A 20,562-nucleotide genomic window follows, 5' to 3' on the forward strand; every position below is an offset into this window, starting at 1 on the left:
TGCCATCCTCATCACCGTACTTTCAAATTGAGTAGAAACATGAACCGCCAAAAGAAACTGCAGCAGTTGTTCAAGGAAAAGGCCAAAAAGGCCAGCGCCAAACTGGCGCCGAAAAAGCCCAAGTACATCAGCAAGGCCGACCGCGCGAAACTGGCTGCCGAAGCGGCGGCCGAACCGGTTGAAACCCGCGAGAGCTGATTCGCTGCTTCAGGCGTCGATTAAACGTGCTTTACAGATACGCCTCGATGTTCGCGATCGCCCGATCGATGTAGAGCTCTTTCTCGCCAACGGGCGTCACATAATGAAACGCGTTGCGGGTGGCCTCCACACCGGCCAGACGGGCGATGAACCAGGCCGCCATATATTGTGAGGACAGGCAACCGCCAGCGGTGGCGACATTGCCCTTGGCCATGAACGGCTGATTGAGCACCGCCACACCGGCCTCCTCCACCCAGGGCTTGGTGATCAGATCGGTACAGGCTGGGACGTCATTGAGCAGGCCGAGCTTTGCCAGGATCAGCGTGCCCGAGCACTGGGCGCCCAAGAGCTGGCGCTGCGGATCGAACCGTAGCCGCGCCATCAGCTCGGTATCCGCCACGATATCCCGGGTCAGACTTCCGCTGCCCACCAACACCGCGTCCGCGTCGCTCGCCTCCTCCAATGACACCTGAGCCTCGATCACCAGGCCATTCATCGAACGCACTTTTTCCGTCGGGCTGGCGATCGACACGCGCCAATCGGGCTGTTTGACCCGGTTGAGAATGCTGAACGCGATAAGCGAATCCAGTTCGTTGAAGCCTTCAAAGGTCAGGATGGCGATGTGCATGGTGAGTCTCTAAATGGGCGATGACTCATCGTAAAATCTGCCGCTCATCACAATCAAAAAATTGTCATGAGTACATTGCAGGCGACATCGACGGGCATTTGATACACCGGCTACGCGCCACGGAAAGGTCGGCTGAACAACCGCGTCGTCTCGCCCCATACCTTCTCAGGCGACCACGCCTGCATGCCTGCCAGGACAGATCGGGCTGTAGCTTTCAGCCAGTGGCTGTAGGAAAGTGGCGAACATCGAATGATGAAAAGGCCAACACCCCATGAAGCCGCTGGATCTGACGCGTTTCGACCTCAATCTTCTGGTGGTTCTAGAGGCGCTTTGGGCGCAAAGGCACGTCGGTCGTGCGGCGCAGCATCTGCATCTGTCGCAGTCGGCCACCAGCCATGCCCTGTCGCGTTTGCGCACGGCGTTTGATGATCAGTTGTTCATTCGCAACCCTCGCGGCATGGCACCGACGCCGCTGGCCATCGAGCTGATGCCCAGAGTGGCGGCGGTGCTCGAATCGGTGCGGCTGGTCGCCAGCCCACGGGGGCCGTTCGATCCAGCGCGTCTGCAGGCGACACTGCGGATAGCGGCCACCGATCACGCCGTGCTGACCGTCATCGCCCCGGCGCTGGCGAAAATTCAGGTTGCGGCGCCGGAGGTGGTGCTGAAACTCGGGCCGGTGGATGGCGAGTCGGCGATGCGCCAACTGGACGCCGGCGAGATCGACCTGGTGTTGGGTTCGGGTTCGTTTGCGCAAGTGCCGCAACGCTTTGATTGCCAGCTCGCGCACAAGGAGCGATTCGTCGGCATCGCCCGCAAAGGGCACCCGGCATTGGTCAAGCGCGGCAAACATTTGCATATGGAACTGGATGACTTCACGCGTCTGCCGCACGTTCTGATTTCGCCCCGGGGCGACGCGCGGGGCGCTGTCGATGACGCGCTGGAACAGCTCGGTCGCAGCCGCAAGGTCAGCGTCACCTGCCCGAGTTTTCTCGCAGTGCCATTCATGGTTGGCGCATCGGAATCGATTGCCGTGGTCGCCGAACGTGTCGCCTTGCAGATGCAGGAAACCGCACAACTGAGCCTGTTCGAATTGCCTTTGCCGCTACCGACCTGGGAGGTCTTCGTCGTCCGCGCACGCGGGCGCGCCAACGAGCCTGCGGTTGAATGGATCACCAGAATGCTGATCGACGACTGATGATCGATCTCGTGCATCGAGAGGCTGCACCAATGCCATTGGATAGCGCGCCTCGGTACTCCTAGAGTGCGGACATCCGTTCAACATCCCTGGAATTCTCATGCAAACCGAGCCCACGCTGGTCATGGTCCCTTGCTTCGCCGGTGCGCCGTGGCAGCTCAACCAACTCAGCCACTTGCAGCACCGCGCCATGCGTACGTTGCGCTTACCGGACGACGTCGCTGATCTGGAAACGCTCGCCAACTTCATCGTTGATCAAGTGAAAGATCTCGAATGCTACGTGCTGGTGGGCGACTCCTACGGCGCGGTCGCCTCGATCGCGGTTGCAACGCGCCAGCCCAAAGGCCTCAAGGGCCTGGTGCTGTCCGGCGGTTTCGCCAAAAGCCCGATCACCTCGCCCCTGCTGAAAACGCTGGCCGCTCTGGCGCCGTTCTTCCCCGGGCCGTTTTATCGACAGACCACCCTGCGCTTCCACGCCGCGCAACTGGCTTCGTCGTTCGACAAGGAAGGCGAAATCCCTTGGTCAACCGCCAGGAGCCGCGCCTTCTTCATCGAGCAAACCCCACACAAGGCCTACGTCAACCGCGTGCGCTCGATCGAGACCGTCGACTACACCGCCCTGCTGGCAAAGATCGACGTGCCGACGCTGATCCTTACGCCCGAGGAAGACAAGCTGATCGGCAAAGAGGCTGCAGGGATTCTGCTGAAGGGGATAAAGACCGCGCAAGAAGTCGTCATGCCGAGAACCGGGCATATGTTCAGGTTCTCGCATCCGGGGGCTTATTCGCTGGAGGTCAGCAGGTTTCTGCAGCGGGTGGCGCTTTGAGTGATTTTGGGTCAGTCAGATGCTGCGGGCCATGATCTATCCGAATTGCCGTTTATTGTTGCAGCCGCTAGCCTCAGCAAAAGTCAAAAGCACAAATCAGAGACCCGCATGACGCTACGCCCCGCCACCGATAGCGACCAGCCAGCCCTCTTCGACTTGCATCGAGCAGTCTTCCGCGAACACATCGAGAAAATATGGGGCTGGGATGAGAGTTGGCAACGCGCAAATTTCGCAACGGAATTCGCCTGCGCGGCCACTTCGGTTATTGAACAAGACGGCCGGATTGTTGGCTATGTGCAGATTCTGGACAAGGAAGATCGAATCCATATTCAGAACATCGCTATTTCGCCCGAGTACCAAGGCAAGGGCATTGGCTCGCGCATTCTGAAGAACCTCCAGCTGCAAGCCGCTGCCCGCAAGGTGCCGTTGCAGTTGGGCGCTTTTCGCACGAACACTCTGGCGCAGAAGCTCTATGAACGGCTGGGCTTTCGCCAGACTGGCACGACAGACACGCATATTGAAATGTCGTGGACAGGCCCTGACAGCAAGCAGACGTGATCCTAATCCAACCGCAAAACAGACCTTCCCCGATTCAACCTATTCGGGTTCGAGCACTCATGCCTGCCTGACATCACCTTCACGTCAGCCTGGCAACCGACCCTTTCGGCAATACCCCGCCCTTCTCAAGCGCAGTCAGTTTCGCGACAACTCGGGCACGCTCGCTTTCCGATGTTTCTCGGTCAGTAATCGAGTAAGTCTGGCCATAGACCCATGCACGCAACTGCTCAAGCACGGAAGGTTCAGCAGGTGTGCGAGACAGCTGCTGCAACAGATACCCGGCCTGTGTCCATTTGGGCATCAGCTCAAGCAGTGCCTGACGTCGAGAGGCGGATAACGTTGGCCAGAGTGTTTCGAGCTGAGCGCTGAATGCTGACTCGATGATTTTCCATGGCTGCGGGCGCAGGCCGCGTACTCCGGCCTCGAACACCGGGCGTGACGGATCCGCGATCGCCGCGATCAGTAAATCAGGCCTGCCCTCTCCTTCGAGGCTCAGGACCAGTGACCGAACCTCGCCACTGTTTTGGCTGAGGGCCGCGTTCATCCACCCTTGCGGGATTGCCATGCCAAGCGACTGCGCCAACCCGAGTACGCCAAGCCAACGGGCTTTGGTGGCGGGAATCTCGCCTGCCAGTTGCGCTTGAAGTACCTGCAACGGGTCGACGCCATACTTTCTGGCGGCCCAGAGTGCAGTCGATCTTGCTGCAGACGATGGGTCGGTCAGAAAGTCTTCGATCAGTCGTGTGCGATCCGTTTGCAACTCAATAGCTTGCAGAAACGACAGGCGCCTGAGAATGCTGCTGTTGCTGGCGAGTCCATAGGCAATGGCCTTCTGCGCCGATTCCAGAGGCAGCGCCATTGCCCTGCCGAGCGCAGCCCGCCGCACACTGAAATCTGCATGATGAAGGCTCGCGACAAGAAACGCCTCCAGCTCATCTGCGCGCTTTGTCTGAGCGAGTACCCTGAAAAACAACCGCGTACAGGCGCCACGGCTGGTTTCGAAGGCCGCCGTGGTTTGCGCGAGGCACTCAGGTGTTGCCAGCAGCGCTTCAAGCTTTTGGATGGTAACGCCATGGTCTTCGCGTCGGCGCTGCTCAAGGGCAAGGATGGCGGGAGTCTTGGCGATCAGCCAAGGGCCATACTCGGGTGTCAGATAGTCTGCGAAAGCGTCTCTGGCCGCCGCGCGTACCTGCGGCACCCAGTCGTTGAGCCGCACGATAATGGACGCCAGCCGCTCGATCGACTGCGATGAGCGGATTTGCCGTAGACCGGCCTCCCGGTCGAATCCATCCCAGGACGTGACCAGCCACTTCCAGTCACGCACTGGCAATACTTCTGGTGGATCCACTGGATCTACTGGATCTACTGGATCTACTGAGTGTTCGGTTTTTGCAGTGGTGGATGTTTTTCCGGTGAGTCTTTGCAACAAAACTTTCCACATGGAGCTGACTATCCCTGACGTCCGAACATTGGCGTGAGCCATAGCATGCCTGTCGCCGAGTTTTTTTGAAACGCATGCCCTGCTCCCCCCGAAATTTTCCGCCGCGCCCGGTTCGATCACCTAACCTCATAGCTTGTGTGATCAACGAGAACCGGCCCCTCTCATGCGCAACACATTGAAGTCATTGTTTTTTGTCGCGCTGCTCCTGCTCGCTCCGAGCGGTTCGGCGTCGTGGGCGGCGGATTTGCCGGCGCCCTCGGCGACCGCTGCGGCGCCGCTGGTGGAGGTCTCGCAAAGTGATCTGCAAGCCCTGCAACTGCGCCTCGACGGGCTGAAGCAGCAGATTTCCGCCGCCAACAACTACAACCAGCTCGAAGGCCCGCAAGACCGGGTGCAGACGTTCATTCTGGATGTCGATCGGTTGTCGGCGTCGTTGTTGCCGCAGCAGGCACAACTGGCGGTGCAACTGGGGGTGCTCGGCGCGGCGCCGGATACGCAGATTGCCGCCGAACAGGCGGAAATCGCCGCGCAACGGGCGCAGCTCAACGAGCAGAAAAACAAGGTCGATGCCACGCTCAAAAGCCTTGCCGCGCTCAAACAAAGCGCCGCCGAGCTGATCACGCAAATCGCCGGCATTCGCCGCACACTGCTCGAAAGCGAACTGACGCTGCGCACCGACAGCATTCTGAGCCCGGCCTTCTGGTCGCCGTTGGTGGTGCCGGAACCGGATGATCGTCAGCGCCTGAAGTTTTTCATTGATCAGGTGAACCTCACCTGGGCCACGGTCTGGGCGCCCGGGCAGCGCTTTTTCACCTGTGTGCTGGTGTTGCTGGCGCTGGCTTTCTGGACGGTCGGCCGCCGACTCGCCGAGCGCGGCCTGACCTGGGTTTGCATCCACCGCATGCCGGAGGGGCGCCTGCGCCGCAGCGCGCTGGCGTTCGCTTCGGCGCTGGCGACCCTTGGCACCACGGCCATCGCCCTGCATCTGCTGTTCTACGCCTGCACCCGCCACGAACCTTTGACGCCCATGCTGCAGACTTTTTCCGAGGAGTTCGAAAAAGCCGTTTACGCCTGCGTCCTGATCACCGCGCTGAGCCGCGCGCTGCTGTCGACCCAGCATCCCTCGTGGCGGCTGCCGGCGATTGCCGACTCGGTGGCGCTGGCGTTGCGGCCCTATCCAAGGATTCTCGCTGCCACTCTGCTGGTGCTGGTGACGCTGGTGCAGGTCAGCAACGCCACCGGCATGAGCAGCCAGATCGTGATCGCCCAGCGCGGCGTAATTGCCATCGTGGTGATCGTGATTCTGGTGCCGCTGCTGTTGCGCGTCGGCAGAGTGCGCAAGGCGTTGCTCACCGCCAATGAACCGGAAGCCGGCAGCACGTTTGCCGGGGCGATCTACAGCATTGCCACGGTGTGCATGTGCATATCGGCGCTGGCCTTGCTCACCGGCTACGTGTCGCTGGCCCGCTTCGTCACCTATGAATTGGTGTGGGCCTATATCGTGCTGGCCGGGTTCTATTTGCTAGTGCAGGTGGTCAAGGATGCCTGCGAATACCTGTTCTCGCCGCGCTACTCGGCCGGTAAGACCATCAAGCAGACCCTGGGCATGGGCGACCGGCGGCTGGAGCAGATTTCGATTGTGCTGTCCGGTGCCAGCCGCGCCGGGCTGCTGTTGCTGGCGGTGATCACCCTGTTCGTCGGTGGCATCGGCACCACGTTCGGGCAACTGACCAGCAATGTCATGGGCATTCTCGGCGGCGCCGGATTGCGCAAGCTGAACATCGTTCCCGCGCATCTGATCAATGCCGTGCTGGCGTTGCTGATCGGCATCTACCTGATCCGCGCTTTGCGCCGTTGGCTCGACAATGAATTCCTGCCCAAGACCGACATGGATCCGGGCATGTGCGCGTCGCTGAGCACGCTGTTTTCCAACATCGGTTATGCCACGGTCATCCTCCTGACGCTGTCGTCGCTGGGCGTGCGCTGGACCAATCTGGCGTGGATCGTCAGTGCGCTCTCGGTGGGGATCGGTTTCGGTTTGCAGGAGATCGTCAAGAACTTCGTCTCCGGGCTGATCCTGCTCACCGAACGCCCGGTGAAGGTCGGCGACCTGATCAGCATCAGCGGCGTCGAGGGCGACATCCGCCGGATCAACGTGCGCGCCACGGAAATCCAGCTCAGCGACCGCTCCATCGTGATCGTGCCCAACTCGCAACTGATCTCGCAGAACCTGCGCAACGTCACCCTCGGCGGCAGCGCCCAGGGGGTGGCGAGCCTGGAGCTGATGTTTCCGCTGGACATCGACCCGGAACAGGTCAAGGAACTGCTGCTGAACACCTACCACGAAAACGAAAACATCCTCGACAAACCGGCGTCGTACGTGCGCTTCAGCAAGCTGTCGCCGGATGGCATCACCTTGACGGTGACCGGCTACGTCGGCAGCCCGCGGATTGTGGGCGGGACCAAGAGTGATCTGCTGTTCGAGATACTCAAGCGGTTGGGGGATGCGGGGATTGCTTTGGCGAAACCCGCCGCCACGCCGTAGCAGACCACCCCCTGTGGAAGGTGACTTGCCAGCGACGGCGGTGGGTCAGTCTGAAGTGATGGCGGCTGACACGGCCCCATCGCTGGCAAGCCAGCTCCCACAGGGGTTTGCGGTTAACGCAAATGTGCCGGCTGGCCTAAAGCATTGTAGGAGTGAGCCTGCTCGCGATGGCGGTGGTTCAGTCACAGCGGGGGTGACTGACACGCCCCCTTCGCGAGCAGGCTCACTCCTACAGGGTTCTGCGGTGGGCGCGGAGTTGGCGACTGGCCGAGATCATTGTGGGAGCTGGCTTGCCAGCGATGGCGGTGTGTCAGTCAACGTGATGGTGGCGGGAAGAGGCTCATGCCGGCGCCCAACGCCGATGCAGCCAGCGCGCGAACGCATCCAGCGCAAAGCCCAGTACGCCGATCAGCAGCACCATCGCCATCAGTTCCGAATACGCCAGTCGATCACGCGTATCGAGAATGAAGTAGCCCAACCCGGCGCTGACGCCGAGCATCTCGCACGGCACCAGCACGATCCACAAGATGCCGATCGACAGCCGCACCCCGGTCAGCACATGGCCGAGCACGCCGGGCAGGATCACCTTGCGCAGGGTTTCCCAGCGGGTGGCGCTGAGGCTGCGGCTGAGTTGCAGCCAGCGCGGGTCGAGCTGGCGCATACCGGCCACGGTGTTGAGCAGGATCGGCCACACGGCGGCAAAGGTCAGCAGAAAGTAGATCGGCTGATCGCCAACGCCCATCAGCATCACCACCACCGGCATCCACGACAGCGGCGAGATCATCCGCAGAAACTGAAATGCCGGCGTGGTCGCCGCTTCCAGATGCCGGTGACTGCCAATCATCAAGCCCAGCGGCACGCCGATCAGCAGCGCCAGCAGCAGACCGACCAGAATCCGCTTCAGGCTGACCAGCACATGCTCGTACAGCTCCGGGCGCAGCAACAGTTCGCCAAGGCTGGCCAGGGTTGCCTCGGGTGAAAAGCGCAGCGCCAGGCTGTCGTTGCCGCCGAACACGTGTACGCCCAGCCACCACAGCAGCAACAGGCACAACAGCCCCGCCACACCCAACAAACCGTGTACGGTCGAAGAAGATCGCTGACGCATCAGAGGCTGAACTCCTCGCTGCGTTCGAAGCTTTCCGGCAGGCCAAAGGTCTGCATGCCGCCAACGGCCGCGATGGCATTGCGCACGAAGCGATCATCCACCAGATCCTTGGCGGTCTGCTGCGGATCAAGGCCGGCGAGGAAACCCTTGTCGCCCTCGATCAGCGTGTCCTTCAGACGTTTGACCAGTTCTTCGGTGTAGCTGGGGAACGGGTACGGCTGAAAGTCGATGCGCTGCTCGTCCCAATGGCTGTGCTGGATCGCGCCGCTGGCCAGATACTGCTCGCGGTCGCTGGTGGCCGGCGACAGCACCCGGTCGAGCACCGGTTGCGCGTGCGGCGTGTAGCGATTTTCGCCGTCCTTGGACAGCAGTTTCGCCGCCTCGGCGCGGTTGTCGCGGGTCCAGACCTGCGCCTTGACGATGGCGTTGACCACTTTCTGCGACCACTCGGGGCGGTTGTTCAGATCCTGCTCGTGCATGAACACCACGCAGCAGGCGTGATTGCGCCAGACGTCGCCGGTAAAGCGCTGTACTCGGCCGACCTTGAGTTCCTCGGCCAGGGCGTTGAACGGCTCGGCGACGATGTAGCCGGCAATGCGTTTGCTCGCCAGGGCCGGCGGCATGTCCGACGGCGGCAGCACCAGCAGATTGACCTCGTTCGGTGCCAGCGCAGCACTCGCGGATTTGCTCACCGGCACCAGTCCATGGTCGCGGAACAACTGCTGCACCACCACGTTATGAATCGAATACCAGAACGGAATCGCCACCGACTGCCCGCCAAGTTGCTTGACCTCGGTGATGCCCGGCGCCACGGTCAGGCCCGAGCCGCCGACGTGGTTCCACGCCACGACCTTGGCCGGCACCTTGCTGCCGTAACGCGCCCACACGGTCATCGGCGACAACAGGTGGATCACGTTGACCTGCCCGGAAATGAACGCCTCGATCACCTGTGCCCAACTGCGCAGCAGCACCGGGCGTTCGGCCTGAATCCCTTCGGCTTCGAACAGGCCGTTGTTGTGCGCCACCAGCAACGGCGTGGCGTCGGTGATCGGCAGATAACCGATGCGCACTGGCGCGTTCGGCTCGGCAGCGGCGCGCGCGTTCAGGCTGTTGAGCAACGGCAACGCGCCGCCAGCGGTCAGCAGCGCGCTGAGTTTGAGGAAGTCACGACGTGTGTGAGTGAAGTCGTCCAGGCACATGGTCAATCTCCGACGTAGCGGGCACAGGTTGAATGAGGGGGTTGCGGCTCGCCCGCCGAAGGGTTTTGAGGATGTCGATGCGCAGCGCGCCCAGTTCCTCGACCAGCTCGGCACGCGGCTGAGGCAGGTCGATGCGCCACTCGCCGAGGATGTGCGCCGGGCTGTTACCCAGTAGCAGAATCCGCTCGGAAAGCAGCAGGGCTTCGTCGATGTCGTGGGTGATCAACACGGCGGCGGTGTGGTGCTCGGCAATCAGTTGCAGGAGCAACTGCTGCATGTCGGCGCGGGTGATTTCATCCAGCGCGCCGAACGGTTCATCAAGCAACAGCACCTGCGGCTGCCGCGCCAGACACCGCGCCAACGCGGTGCGCTGGGCCATGCCGCCGGACAGCTGCGCCGGGTGCTGCTGACGCGCATGTTCGAGGCCGACCGCCGCGATGGCGTGGTCGATCCGCGCCTTGCGCTGCTCGGCCGTGAGGTGCGGCTGGCGAGCGAAATCGAGACCGAAGGCGACGTTCTTTTCCAAAGTCAGCCATGGCAACAGGCTCGGGTCCTGAAACGCCACCGCCACCCGTGGATGTGCGCCGGTCAGTGGCTCGCCAAGCAGGCTCACCCGACCCTGTTGTGGCGCCTGCAGACCCGCCAGCACTCGCAGCAGACTGGATTTGCCGACACCGCTGGGGCCGAGAATGGTCACCACTTCACCGGGCTGCAATTGCAGGTCGAAGTGTTCCAGCACGGTGTGCCAGCCCTGCTCCCGTGGGTAGCCGAGGCTGATGCCCTGCGCTTCCAGCACCGGCGCAATCATGCCGTCGCTTCCCGTTTCTGCCGCTGCAATTCAGCGCGCAATTGCACCAGGCTCGGGGTGACAATCGGCACGAACGCCGACTCGCGCCAGCGCCGGGCGAAACCGCTGCCGTGCTCCGTCAGATAGGCCTTGCCGCCGCTGGATTGCAGTTCCAGTTGCACCGCATTGGCAGCGGATTCGGCCAGCGCGATGCGGATCTGGAACAAGGCGCCCGGCTGGGTCAGGAAACGTCCGTCGTGCAGACCCTGCTTGAGCGCATCGACGCTCTGCGCCAGTTGCTCGCGTTGTTCCTGCAACGGCTCCAGCAGAATCGAACGGCCGTCCTGCAAATGCCCTTCGACCTCGGCCAGCGCCCGTCGCGCCAGACCAATCGCCATGCCGCATTGCAAGCCGAGAAACGCCGGGCGCACCGCTGGCAGAAACTTGCGCGCATCGTCATGCAGCAGCCATTCGCGTCCGACCGCCACTTGCGCGAAATCGATCGCTGCGGTGTTGCTCGATTGCAGCCCCATCAGTTGCAGATCGGCGGAACGTTGTACGCCGGCAGCGTCATCGGCGATCGCCAGCACGAACGGCGAACCACCCTCCTCGTGCTCGATCGCCGCCGCCACCACGAAACCGCTTTTGCGCAGATTGGTCACCCAATGCAGGCGCCCGTTCAGGGTCCAGCCGTCTGCGGTGTGGGCGGCACGCACTTGCAGTGCCTCGATGCCCGACAGGTATTTCATCGCGTTGGACAAACCGGTAGCCCCGGCCAGCTCTCCGCGGAGCAACGCCGGCAGCAGTTTTTCCCTCAGCGCCGCGTTGGGGCTGTGCAACAGATATTCGATGAAGGCCCGTTGGCCCCAGAACACAAACGCCGCCGCCAATGAATGGCTGGCGACGGCAGCCAGGGTTTCCACGGCATCACTTACGTGACCACCGCTGCCGCCCAGCGCCGGGCTGATGCCGACCCGTAGCACGCCGGCCTGCGCCAGTTGCGTCAGCACCTGTTGTGGATCGCCGTCGCCCGCATCCAGGGCCTGGGCGTTGTGTTCCAGCCATTGCGTCAATGCCTGATTGAGCATGTCGTTTCTCTCCTTGTACGCAGCCGCATCAACCATAGACGATGCGGCCTGAAGCGCTGGCCGATTACGCGCGATACGGCGCCAGCTCGGGGTTGAGCGGCGTGTCGGCGAACACGTTGGCGAAGTTGCACAGGGTCGCCAGGCTGATGCCGAGGATCACTTCCAGCGCATTGCCTTCGGTGTAGCCGGCAGCCTTGAACTGGTTGAAGGTCTGGTCGCTGACCTTGCCCCGGGTGGCAATCACTTCGCGGGCAAACGCGGCCAGGGTTTCCAGTTTTTCCACGGGCACGGTGGCTTTCTCACGCAGCGCACTGACCACTTCCGGCGGCAGTTTGGCCTTATTCAGCGCCACGGCGGTATGACCTGCGACACAGAAATCGCAACCATGGTTGGTGGCCGCAATCAGTTGCACCACTTCGCGCTCAGCAAGGCTGAGTTCGGACTTGCCATTGAGCGCCGATACCGTAACGTAGGTTTCCAGCGCGGCCGGGGCATTAGCCAGCACGGCCAGCAGGTTCGGAATGAATCCGGAGTTCTTCTGAGCGTTTTCCAGAAACGGTCTGGCGGCTTCGGGAGCGCTTTGCACGGTGTGAAGAGTGACGCGCGACATGGAGTGGACTCCTGTTGTTGAGTGTCCGGCCAGTCTGTTGGTTATAAAAATTTCGATCCATATTCTAAAGTAGCGATTACTTGCTCCTGAGTGTTTCCATTAGATGATTTCGTCCAGCCCCCTGGTTGATTGGTTATTAGAAAGCCTCGAACTCGATGCCAGCCTGTTTCACGTCGGGCGCTATTGCGGTGGCTGGCATGCAAGTACGCACGGACTGGCGCGCGCCAGTTTTCACTTGATCGTGCAGGGCCGCTGCTGGCTGCACATTGACGGGCAGGAGCAGCCAATTCCGCTGAACACCGCGGATGCAGTGTTCCTGCTGCGGGATCTGAATTACCGCATCTCCAGCGCCGAAGAGCCGGCCCTCGCCCAAACGCTGCCGCGCATAGCCATGACCGCGCTCGACAGCCAAGCGCGAGACGGTGTCGGGCTGGTCTGCGGGTTCTTTCATTTCAAGTCCGGGCTGTCGTCGCTGATCATCGAAGGCCTGCCGGACTGGATCATCCTGCGCGCGGGCGATCCTTCTTCGAGCGCGGCGCGAGCCTTGTTCGAGTTGATCCTGCAAGAGTGCGAACGCTTGCCGGCGCCCTCCTCGACTTTGCTGGAACGCTTGAGTCACCTGCTGTTCCTGTACGTGTTGCGCCAACAAATGGCCGATAACCAGCGCCTCGGCGGCTTGGTGGCTTTGGCGCGCAATCCGCAGTTCGCGCCGTTGCTGGACCAGTTGATCGAACAGCCGCAATTACCGTGGTCGCTGGAGAGCATGGCGGCGAGTATCGGCCTGTCGCGCTCGGCGTTTTTCAAACGCTTCAACGAACTGGCCGGGCAATCGCCGGGGCAGGTATTGCTGGCGTTGCGCATTCGGCATGCCTGCCAGTTGCTGCGGGCCAATCACACGGTGGAACAGGTGTGCGCGGCCGTGGGCTATCAGTCGATTGCTGCGTTTACCCGGGCGTTCGCCAAGTCGGTGGGAGTGCAACCGGGGGCGTATCGCAAGCAGCATGAGGGGCGCTGAGCGACGCGTTAGTACGCCGTCGCTGCTGGAAAGCACCGAGAGAAACTGTGGGAGCGAGCTTGCTCGCGAAAGCGCCGGCACAGGCAAAATCTCCAGCGACTGATACACCGCTTTCGCGGGCAAGCCCGCTCCCACAGTGGATGGTGTCGATCAGCGGATCTGTGTACACCGCAAAAACTTGTGGGAGCTGGCTTGCCAGCGATGGCGTTGGTGCATCCAACATCTTTTATTGACTGAACCAGCGCTTTCGCGGGCAAGCCCGGCTCCCACAGGGGAGATGTGTGGATCAAGGGATTTATGCACGCCACGAGACCTGTGGGAGCCGGGCTTGCCCGCGAAGGCGGCGGTACGTTTGGCATCCTGGCTTGGTTCGTTCCTTATTCCACTAATCAACCACAAAACCATTTTTTAATCTTTTATCGCTATTAACCTCGCCCTCTATAATTGCGCCCCTGTACTCAACTCATAAAAAGGGATGCTTCATGCAAAGACGCCTGTTACTGGCCGCACTGTTCGTCACTGTCGCCGGTTGCGCCAGCCCGCCGCCTGCCGCCGTTCACACCCACGACCCCACCAGTTCAACCCTGCAAGGCGACGCCACGCGTCCGGCGCAGGCACAGTGGATCCGCACCGAGCTGTACTTCTCGGTAGGCACGGTGGATGGCAAGGAAGGCGCGGTCAGCCCGGCGCGCTGGCGCGAGTTTCTCGACAAGGAAGTGACGTCGCGGTTTCCCGACGGTTTCACCGTGTTCGATGCCTATGGGCAGTGGCGTGATCATGGGGCGAAGGAGCCGGAGCGGCTGAGCACCAAGGTCATCGTGATCCTGCACGAGAACAATCCGCAGAACGCCGGCAACATCGAAGCGATTCGTTTGGCGTACAAACGCATTACCGGTGACTTGTCGGTACTGCGTCTGTCGCAACCGGCCGACATATCGTTCTAATCGCTGATCTGCCCCAGAGCTTGCCGAGGCGTCGACGCCAGGCGGCTCAATCCCGCTAGCAGCAGCGCGCCCACCAGCAACACGCCAATCCCCAGAAACGCGCCCCACCCCACCACCGTCACGCTCGAATAGAGCATGTACAGGCACAGACCGAAAAACAGCAGCGGCACCAGCGGATACAACGGCACCCTGACCGGCCTCGGCACCTCGGGAAAGCGCCGCCGCAGAATGATCAACGCCAGGCTGCTGAAGCTCAGAAACAGCCAGTACACCGGGGTCAGGTACTCGACCATGGTGTTGAAGCCGCTCTGGGTGAAACTGCCGAACAGCACCAGCAACAATCCCACCGCGCCCTCCGCCAGCAAGGCTTTGCGCGGCACGCCGTCGCGTTCGTGCCACTCGCCGAAGCGACGCAACTGCGGCACATCGCGGGCCGCGGCATAGGTGGTGCGGGCGCCGACCAGCAAGGTCGAGTTGATGCTGGCGATGGCCGCGATGCCCACCATCAGCAGAATCAGCAGCACTCCCGGCGCACCGAATGCACGGTTCAACAGTTCCACCGCCGGTGCGTTGCTCGCCGCCAGCCCGGCGAAACCCAGGCCTCGCACAAACGCCCAGTTCAGCGCCAGATAAATCGCCATCAGCAGCGTCAGCGCACCGAGCATGGCGATGAAAATCCCTCGCCGCCCATCGCGCACTTCCGCCGATAATGTGGCCGCATCGCTCCAGCCGCCAAACGCCAGAAACACAAAAATCATCGCCGCCGAAAACCCGGCCATACCGGTGTTTTCCGGCGTGACCGAAACGCTCGGTGGCGGTGCTTCAATCCCCTGCCACGCCAGCCACACCCCGGCGCTGGCGATGCTCAGAAAGCCCAGCGCCAACAAGCCAACCAGCAAGGTCTGGGTGATGAAACCGATGTGCTTGCCAGTGAGATTGAGCAACACCAGCGCAGCGATGACTCCGCCAGCAAACAGGCCCGAGCCGTACCGACCGAGCGGCACCACGGCATTGACGTAATCGGCAAACATGAACGCCGACAAGGCGATCCAGCCGGTGTGCATCACCGAAAAACGCGACCAGGCGAACAGGAAACCCATGCGCTCGCCATAGGCCGTGCGCAGAAAGTGATAGTCGCCGCCAGGATGTGGAAATGCCGTGGCCATTTCGGCAAAGCACAACGCCCCGGCCATCGACGCCAGGCCGCCGAGCACCCAGACCCAGTAGAACCAGGCAGGCCCGACGTTCAGCGCCACGGTCGGCGCGGTCTTGAGGATGTCGGTGGTGATCACCATGCCCAGCGTGATCAGCAACGCCTGCATTACCGGCAGGTGACGCGTGGGGCCTTTGGTGTGACTCATGAATTTTTCCGCAGGTGGGCCGCCATCCATGGCGGTTCGGCTCAGAAGCCGTAAGTGGCGCTGGCGTAGTAGTAAGCGCCGTTGGTGCCGATCGGCGACAACACGTCATACGGCAAGTTGCCGCCGTAATTGATCGCCGAGCCGGAGCGCTCCGGGTAGTTGTCGGTGAGGTTGTTGCCGCCCAGGGCCACGCTGAATTTCGGGGTGAATTTGTAGGTCACCTCGGCGTCCAGTTGCCACACCGCGCCATAGGTCTGCTCCGGTTGCGAGTCGCCGAAATCGAACACGCGAGTGGTCTCGCCCTGACGGGTCAGACGCCCGAGCAGGCCCCAGTGTTCGCTGGCCCAGTTGGCGGAAAACACGAAGCGATCCTTGGGCGCAGCGTCGGTCAGAGTATTGGTTTCTTCAACGCCGACCAGTGCATCGTTGCCGATCCCCAGCGCCGTCAGTTGCGACGGCGTGCCTTTGGTGCTGGTGACTTTGGTGTGGTTGTAGGTGTACGCGGTGGTCAGGCCCAGTTGCCCTTCGTATAGCGGCTGATGGTAGTTGAGCACCAGTTCGGCACCGTGGGTGCTGGTGTCGGCGGCGTTGGTGAAAAAGTTGACGTCATGCACCCCGGCCACGCCGAAGTTGTCGTTGATGTATTGCTCCATGGCGTCGCTGCCAATGCGCTGCGACAGGGTGATGCGGTCCTTGACGTCGATGCGGAACACATCGAGCGAAGCGTCGAAGCGTTCGTTGAGCTGGAAGGTCACGCCGAGGCTGAAGTTCTTCGAAGTCTCCGGATCGAGCTTCTCGGCCCCCAGCGCGCGGGCGATCGGATCGTTGACCGAAAGCACACGGATGTCGGTGAGTGTGCCGCCTTCACCAAAGTTGCTGGTGGTGTTCTGGAACCCGCTCTGCGCCAGCGACGGCGCGCGGAAGTTGTTCGACACCGCACCGCGCAGCGCCCACTGCTCGGTCAGTTTGTAGCGACCACTGAGCTTGCCGGTGAGTTTGCTGCCGGCATCGTCATAATGTTCCCAACGCGTGGCGGCGTCGACGAAGAAGCGCTCGGTGAGATCGCCCGACAATTCGGCGTAGGTCGCAAACACGTTGCGGTCCAGGTCCGACTCTTCGCTGGGGCGCAGACCGTTGGCACCGTCAGCGCCGGAGCCGATGTAGGAGGCCTCGTCACCGGCGTAGGTCAGGTAGTTTTCGTAGCGGTATTCGCCGCCCAGCGCCAGTACGAACGAGCGTCCGCCCAAGCGCAGCTCGCGGCTGAAATCGAGGTTGGTGGTGGTCTGGCGCAGCTCGTAATCGCCGGTGTCGAATTTCGTCGGCGAGTCCGCGCCAAGACTGACGTTGAGCGTGCGACGGGTGGAGCCGTCGAAGCGGTTGCGGCCATGGGTGACGCTACTGTCGAAGTCCCAGTCTTCGCCGATCATGCCTTTGAAACCGGCGGTGGCGGAGACATCCTTGTTGTCGCCCAGCGACTGTGGCAAGTAGCCGTTGGGGTAGAACTGCGGCTGCTCGTAGGGGTAGCGATAGAACTCGGCGCCAGTAGTGTGGCGCTGGTTGTAGGTGCCGAAGCTGTAGGCCTTGCCGCCGGCCAGTGGCAGCTCGCTGTTGAACCACAGGTTGACGTCCCGCGCCAGGCCGTCGCCCATTACGTAGTTGCGCTGGTCCGGGGTATCGGCAAAACCGTCGAAACCGGCGCGGTTGGTCGGGTTGCGATTTTTGTACTCGGTGCCGCCGCGAATGAACCCGCCCTCTTCGCCCAGGCGCGTGCCGATCTTGGCCGTGGTCACGCTGTTCTGGCCGTCGGTGGTGGTTCTGCCGATGGCGTCCTGATGGGTGTGAAACGCGCCGTAGCTGGTGGACACTTCACCGCCTTCGGGGGCGTCGTCGAGGATGATGTTGATCACCCCGGCAATCGCGTCGGAACCGTACTGCGCCCCGGCGCCGTCGCGCAGCACTTCGATGCGTTTGATCGCGCTGATGGGGATCGAGTTGAAGTCCACCGGCGCCGTGCCGCGGCCGATTTTCGACGAGTCGTTGACCACCGCCGAGGTGTGACGGCGCTTGCCGTTGACCAGCACCAGCACCTGATCCGGGCTCATGCCGCGCAACTGTGCGGCGCGCACGTGGTCGGCGCCACCGGAGTTGGACTGACGCGGCATGCTGAACGATGGCAGTAACGTCTGCAGCGCCTGGCCCAGTTCACCGTCGGCCGCACCGGTGGACTTGAGATCAGCGGCAGTCAACACGTCCACCGGCACTGGAGAATCCAGAACCGTGCGAGCAGTGCCACGAGTGCCAGTGACCAGCACGGTACCCAGCCGTGTGTCGTCGTTAACGCGCGTGGAAGTGTCTTCGGCTTGCGCCGGAAGTTGCCAGATCGCACCGACCACCGCGATGGCCAGTAATGAACGGGAACGCTGATACATGGGACAGCTCCTTTATCGCAGCTAATACCCGGCCGTTGCCGACAATAAAGGTTCGGCAATCAATGCACGGCAATGTCTGCTGTAGTTTTAGAAAGCAGGAAGGTGGTGAAGGCTTTTTAGCGTGATTAGTCAGTGAAGCGCAGAATCCCCAAAGTTAGTTATTTCCCCTTGAACACCGATGCTAGACGGGTGGAGGCTTGCCGTAAAAGAACCAATAACACTTAGGTTAGATCGGGCGGATTATTTGTTTTTAGAGCAACACAAGTGTTGCTGGGCAAACACTTAAACCCTAACTAACACCCACTAATTCAAGATCAGCCAAAGATCTTTTGTAGGAGTGAGCCTGCTCGCGATAGCGGTGTATCAGCCACTGAAGAAGTTGAATGTTTTACCCTCATCGCGAGCAGGCTCACTCCTACAGTTGTTATTGGAGTGAACTGACTTTTTACTCCCGACTGAAATCCAGTGTGGGAGCGAGCCTGCTCGCGAAAGCGGTGTATCAGCCAATGCAGATGTTGGCTGGAATGGCCCCTTCGCGAGCAGGCTCGCTCCCACAGTTGTTATTGGAGTGAACTGACATTTTACTCCCGGCTGAAATCCAGTGTGGGAGCGAGCCTGCTCGCGAAAGCGGTGTATCAGTCAATGCAGATGTTGGCTGGAATGGCCTCTTCGCGAGCAAGCTCGCTCCCACAGTTGTTATTGGAGCGAGCTGACTTTTTACTCCCGACTGAAATCCAATGTGGGAGCGGGCTTGCTCGCGAAGGGGCCAGTCCAGTCACCCGGGAGGTTGACTGCAAAACAGGCGCAAAACCTTAGTCGAATTCCTTTTCCAGCCAGGCATCTTCGGCAATGTCCAAAGCGTCAGCACTGAAGCGTTGTTCCGCAAACGGATCGGCGTGCAGGTGAAAGCCGTTGCGCTCCCAGAAACCGGGTTGTTCTTCGTCGACAAACTCCAGACTGCGCAACCATTTGGCGCTCTTCCAGAAGTAGCGCCCGGCGACCACCAGCCGCAGCGGCCAGCCGTGCTGGGCGGTCAAGGGTTGGCCGGCGTAATGGGTGGCGAGCAGGCTGTCCGGGTGCAGCAGGTCGTCGAGTGACAGGTTAGTCTGGTAGTCGTGATCGGCGTGGGCCATGACGAAACGTGAAGCGGGCTGGATCCCGAATGCGCTCAGCAGATCCTGCAGATGTACCCCGCTCCACTGCGTGTCGAACTTCGACCAGCGTGTGACGCAATGAATGTCACATTGCAACTGGCGTTGCGGCAAACCCTGGAGGTCGGCAAAACTCAACTCGACGCCACGCCCGACCTTGCCGAACAGGCGCAGTGACCAGGTTGCCAACTCATACTCCGGCACCGTGCCTTCGTGGAGAATCGGGAACCGCTCGGTCAACACCTGCCCCGGCGGCAAACGTTGACCGAGCGCCGGATCAGCCTTAGGTGCGCGGCTGTTGCGCAAACGCATGGCTTTGTTGTGCATGTTCACTCCCAAGCGCGTCAGGATGCCTACCGCGCATACAGCGCATCACCCGGTGATAACGGCTGCATTCAGTTCGCCACAGGAATCCACTCGGCCCGCGCCACATTGGCGGTATCGCCGAACGCCGGGAGTTTCTGCGCCAGGTCGCGGACGTTTTTCACGTCCAGATCGAGCAACTGTTGGCGTGTGATCAGGGTCGGTGGCACCAGCACTTGATGCCCAGGATTTTCGCCGGCAATCAACATCGCCAGACTGCGCACGCTGATCGCCCCCGCCACTTGCGGATTGACCGCGGCGGTCGCCGCCCAGGCGCTGTCAGGTTCTTTCATGATCTGAATGTCGGCGGTGGAGATGTCGGCGCTGTAGATCTTCACCTTGCGCCCCAGCCCGGCCTCGTCGACGGCGATCTTCGCGCCTTTGGCAAACTCGTCGAACGGCGCGAAGATCACGCTGATATCCGGATTGGCGCGCAACACCGCGCTGGCCTGATCCGCCACCGAGTTGGCAATCGGCGGGTTGAGCGTGCCGAAACGCGCCTTCTCGATGATGCCCGGATTGGCCTTTTTCACCTGACTCCAGATCTCGTCGCGGCGCTCCATCGGGGTGAAGCCGCTGATGTACACGTAACCGGCATCGAACCGCGTGCCGTTGTCCTTCACCGCCTGATCCAGCGCCAGTCGCGCCAGTGCATGGTGATCCTGCTCTACCTGAGTCACTTGCGGGCTGTTCAGATCGACGTCGAACGCCACCACCTTGATGCCTTTGGCGATCGCCCGGTCAATCGGTCCCTTGAGGGTTTCCGCCAGGCCCAGTTGCACGATGATCCCGTCGACGCCGAGGTCGATTGCCTGATCGATCATCTCGCCCTGACTCGCCGCTTGCTGGCGCGCATCGAACACCCGCAGATTGGCCCCCAGCGCCTCGGTCTGTTTCTCCACGCCGCGCAGGTACGCCTCGGGAAAGTCCCCGGAAAACAGATAGCCGACCAGCGCGATCTGCACCTGACCTTTATCGGACGGCGCCGGAGCACCTGGCAATGCCTTGGCCTGAGCACTCAAAGCCAATGCCGAGAGCACCGCGCCGGCGAGGCAATGGCGTGCGAACTGCTTGATTGAACCGTGCATACATCTTCCTTGCAGCGACAAATGAACCGGC

At 61.5% G+C, this 20,562-nt stretch carries 18 protein-coding genes; 7 read left to right on the top strand and 11 right to left on the bottom strand.

What is annotated here, in order from left to right; translation table 11 throughout:
• Positions 1-39: 39 nt before the first annotated feature.
• Positions 40-198 (top strand): DUF2986 domain-containing protein, encoded by a 159-nt coding sequence (locus tag AC3WMV_RS27370; protein ID WP_081730283.1) that lies wholly within the window; start codon positions 40-42, stop codon positions 196-198.
• A 31-nt stretch (positions 199-229) separates the two neighbouring features.
• Here AC3WMV_RS27370 and AC3WMV_RS27375 read toward each other — a convergent pair whose 3' ends face one another.
• Positions 230-826 carry a DJ-1/PfpI family protein gene (locus tag AC3WMV_RS27375; RefSeq protein WP_103369725.1) on the bottom strand — a complete coding sequence of 199 codons (597 nt, stop codon included), beginning with the start codon at positions 824-826 and terminating at the stop codon, positions 230-232.
• Between the two features lie 271 nt (positions 827-1,097).
• Between AC3WMV_RS27375 and AC3WMV_RS27380 the strand changes: the two genes are divergently transcribed.
• The 3 genes from AC3WMV_RS27380 (at position 1,098) to AC3WMV_RS27390 (ending at position 3,405) form a co-directional block, all read left to right on the top strand.
• Positions 1,098-2,021, top strand: a complete 924-nt coding sequence (locus tag AC3WMV_RS27380; protein WP_103369726.1) for a LysR family transcriptional regulator — start codon at positions 1,098-1,100, stop codon at positions 2,019-2,021.
• A gap of 100 nt (positions 2,022-2,121) precedes the next feature.
• Entirely contained in the window at positions 2,122-2,847 is a 726-nt protein-coding gene (locus AC3WMV_RS27385) for an alpha/beta fold hydrolase (protein WP_103369727.1), read from the top strand.
• Positions 2,848-3,405: a GNAT family N-acetyltransferase gene (locus AC3WMV_RS27390; protein WP_256584863.1), complete on the top strand. Its 558-nt coding sequence runs from the start codon at positions 2,848-2,850 to the stop codon at positions 3,403-3,405.
• 79 nt (positions 3,406-3,484) lie between these two features.
• On the opposite strand, the gene AC3WMV_RS27395 is transcribed toward AC3WMV_RS27390, so the two are convergent.
• Positions 3,485-4,846, bottom strand: coding sequence for a hypothetical protein (locus AC3WMV_RS27395; protein ID WP_146038517.1), 1,362 nt, complete (start codon positions 4,844-4,846; stop codon positions 3,485-3,487).
• A 163-nt stretch (positions 4,847-5,009) separates the two neighbouring features.
• On the opposite strand from AC3WMV_RS27395, the gene AC3WMV_RS27400 reads away from it, so the two are divergent.
• Positions 5,010-7,391: a DUF3772 domain-containing protein gene (locus AC3WMV_RS27400; protein ID WP_103369729.1), complete on the top strand. Its 2,382-nt coding sequence runs from the start codon at positions 5,010-5,012 to the stop codon at positions 7,389-7,391.
• Positions 7,392-7,731: 340 nt separating this feature from the next.
• Here the strand turns inward: AC3WMV_RS27400 and AC3WMV_RS27405 are convergent, their stop codons facing one another.
• From AC3WMV_RS27405 to AC3WMV_RS27425, 5 genes are all read right to left on the bottom strand, one after another.
• Entirely contained in the window at positions 7,732-8,496 is a 765-nt protein-coding gene (locus tag AC3WMV_RS27405) for an ABC transporter permease (RefSeq protein ID WP_103367438.1), read from the bottom strand.
• The gene (locus AC3WMV_RS27410; RefSeq protein ID WP_103367439.1) at positions 8,496-9,695 is read right to left on the bottom strand and encodes an ABC transporter substrate-binding protein; all 1,200 of its coding nucleotides are present in this window, start codon (positions 9,693-9,695) and stop codon (positions 8,496-8,498) included. Before AC3WMV_RS27410 ends, AC3WMV_RS27405 begins: the two co-directional genes overlap by 1 nt.
• Positions 9,661-10,503, bottom strand: a complete 843-nt coding sequence (locus AC3WMV_RS27415) for an ABC transporter ATP-binding protein (protein ID WP_103367440.1) — start codon at positions 10,501-10,503, stop codon at positions 9,661-9,663. Before AC3WMV_RS27415 ends, AC3WMV_RS27410 begins: the two co-directional genes overlap by 35 nt.
• Positions 10,500-11,570: an acyl-CoA dehydrogenase family protein gene (locus AC3WMV_RS27420; RefSeq protein ID WP_103367441.1), complete on the bottom strand. Its 1,071-nt coding sequence runs from the start codon at positions 11,568-11,570 to the stop codon at positions 10,500-10,502. The genes AC3WMV_RS27415 and AC3WMV_RS27420 overlap by 4 nt, the downstream gene beginning before the upstream one ends.
• A gap of 64 nt (positions 11,571-11,634) precedes the next feature.
• Positions 11,635-12,180 carry a carboxymuconolactone decarboxylase family protein gene (locus tag AC3WMV_RS27425; RefSeq protein WP_047599763.1) on the bottom strand — a complete coding sequence of 182 codons (546 nt, stop codon included), beginning with the start codon at positions 12,178-12,180 and terminating at the stop codon, positions 11,635-11,637.
• 103 nt (positions 12,181-12,283) lie between these two features.
• Between AC3WMV_RS27425 and AC3WMV_RS27430 the strand changes: the two genes are divergently transcribed.
• Both AC3WMV_RS27430 and AC3WMV_RS27435 read left to right on the top strand, forming a co-directional pair.
• Positions 12,284-13,195: an AraC family transcriptional regulator gene (locus AC3WMV_RS27430; protein WP_103367442.1), complete on the top strand. Its 912-nt coding sequence runs from the start codon at positions 12,284-12,286 to the stop codon at positions 13,193-13,195.
• Positions 13,196-13,677: 482 nt separating this feature from the next.
• The gene (locus tag AC3WMV_RS27435; protein WP_103367443.1) at positions 13,678-14,139 is read left to right on the top strand and encodes a DUF3574 domain-containing protein; all 462 of its coding nucleotides are present in this window, start codon (positions 13,678-13,680) and stop codon (positions 14,137-14,139) included.
• Here AC3WMV_RS27435 and AC3WMV_RS27440 read toward each other — a convergent pair.
• The 4 genes from AC3WMV_RS27440 to AC3WMV_RS27455 form a co-directional block, all read right to left on the bottom strand.
• On the bottom strand, positions 14,136-15,500 hold the full coding sequence (locus AC3WMV_RS27440; protein WP_103367608.1) for an APC family permease: 1,365 nt from the start codon (positions 15,498-15,500) through the stop codon (positions 14,136-14,138). The two genes, AC3WMV_RS27435 and AC3WMV_RS27440, sit on opposite strands and share 4 nt — an antisense overlap.
• A 41-nt stretch (positions 15,501-15,541) precedes the next feature.
• Complete coding sequence (locus AC3WMV_RS27445; protein WP_103367444.1) at positions 15,542-17,929, bottom strand: TonB-dependent receptor plug domain-containing protein; 2,388 nt, start codon at positions 17,927-17,929, stop codon at positions 15,542-15,544.
• An 812-nt stretch (positions 17,930-18,741) separates the two neighbouring features.
• Positions 18,742-19,407 (bottom strand): sulfite oxidase-like oxidoreductase, encoded by a 666-nt coding sequence (locus AC3WMV_RS27450; RefSeq protein ID WP_103367445.1) that lies wholly within the window; start codon positions 19,405-19,407, stop codon positions 18,742-18,744.
• A 68-nt stretch (positions 19,408-19,475) separates the two neighbouring features.
• Complete coding sequence (locus AC3WMV_RS27455; RefSeq protein ID WP_103367446.1) at positions 19,476-20,531, bottom strand: substrate-binding domain-containing protein; 1,056 nt, start codon at positions 20,529-20,531, stop codon at positions 19,476-19,478.
• Positions 20,532-20,562: the final 31 nt, after the last annotated feature.

This window comes from Pseudomonas sp. FW305-3-2-15-E-TSA4, assembly GCF_058787295.1.

Excerpts from the sequence above, each read along its gene's own strand:
- AC3WMV_RS27430 (WP_103367442.1), top strand. The coding sequence starts at position 12,284 with ATGATTTCGTCCAGCCCCCTGGTTGATTGGTTATTAGAAAGCCTCGAA.
- AC3WMV_RS27385 (WP_103369727.1), top strand. The coding sequence starts at position 2,122 with ATGCAAACCGAGCCCACGCTGGTCATGGTCCCTTGCTTCGCCGGTGCG.
- AC3WMV_RS27395 (WP_146038517.1), bottom strand. The coding sequence starts at position 4,846 with ATGTGGAAAGTTTTGTTGCAAAGACTCACCGGAAAAACATCCACCACT.
- AC3WMV_RS27445 (WP_103367444.1), bottom strand. The coding sequence starts at position 17,929 with ATGTATCAGCGTTCCCGTTCATTACTGGCCATCGCGGTGGTCGGTGCG.
- AC3WMV_RS27455 (WP_103367446.1), bottom strand. The coding sequence starts at position 20,531 with ATGCACGGTTCAATCAAGCAGTTCGCACGCCATTGCCTCGCCGGCGCG.
- AC3WMV_RS27405 (WP_103367438.1), bottom strand. The coding sequence starts at position 8,496 with ATGCGTCAGCGATCTTCTTCGACCGTACACGGTTTGTTGGGTGTGGCG.
- AC3WMV_RS27400 (WP_103369729.1), top strand. The coding sequence starts at position 5,010 with ATGCGCAACACATTGAAGTCATTGTTTTTTGTCGCGCTGCTCCTGCTC.
- AC3WMV_RS27410 (WP_103367439.1), bottom strand. The coding sequence starts at position 9,695 with ATGTGCCTGGACGACTTCACTCACACACGTCGTGACTTCCTCAAACTC.
- AC3WMV_RS27435 (WP_103367443.1), top strand. The coding sequence starts at position 13,678 with ATGCAAAGACGCCTGTTACTGGCCGCACTGTTCGTCACTGTCGCCGGT.
- AC3WMV_RS27370 (WP_081730283.1), top strand. The coding sequence starts at position 40 with ATGAACCGCCAAAAGAAACTGCAGCAGTTGTTCAAGGAAAAGGCCAAA.
- AC3WMV_RS27450 (WP_103367445.1), bottom strand. The coding sequence starts at position 19,407 with ATGCACAACAAAGCCATGCGTTTGCGCAACAGCCGCGCACCTAAGGCT.
- AC3WMV_RS27415 (WP_103367440.1), bottom strand. The coding sequence starts at position 10,503 with ATGATTGCGCCGGTGCTGGAAGCGCAGGGCATCAGCCTCGGCTACCCA.
- AC3WMV_RS27440 (WP_103367608.1), bottom strand. The coding sequence starts at position 15,500 with ATGAGTCACACCAAAGGCCCCACGCGTCACCTGCCGGTAATGCAGGCG.
- AC3WMV_RS27380 (WP_103369726.1), top strand. The coding sequence starts at position 1,098 with ATGAAGCCGCTGGATCTGACGCGTTTCGACCTCAATCTTCTGGTGGTT.
- AC3WMV_RS27420 (WP_103367441.1), bottom strand. The coding sequence starts at position 11,570 with ATGCTCAATCAGGCATTGACGCAATGGCTGGAACACAACGCCCAGGCC.
- AC3WMV_RS27425 (WP_047599763.1), bottom strand. The coding sequence starts at position 12,180 with ATGTCGCGCGTCACTCTTCACACCGTGCAAAGCGCTCCCGAAGCCGCC.
- AC3WMV_RS27375 (WP_103369725.1), bottom strand. The coding sequence starts at position 826 with ATGCACATCGCCATCCTGACCTTTGAAGGCTTCAACGAACTGGATTCG.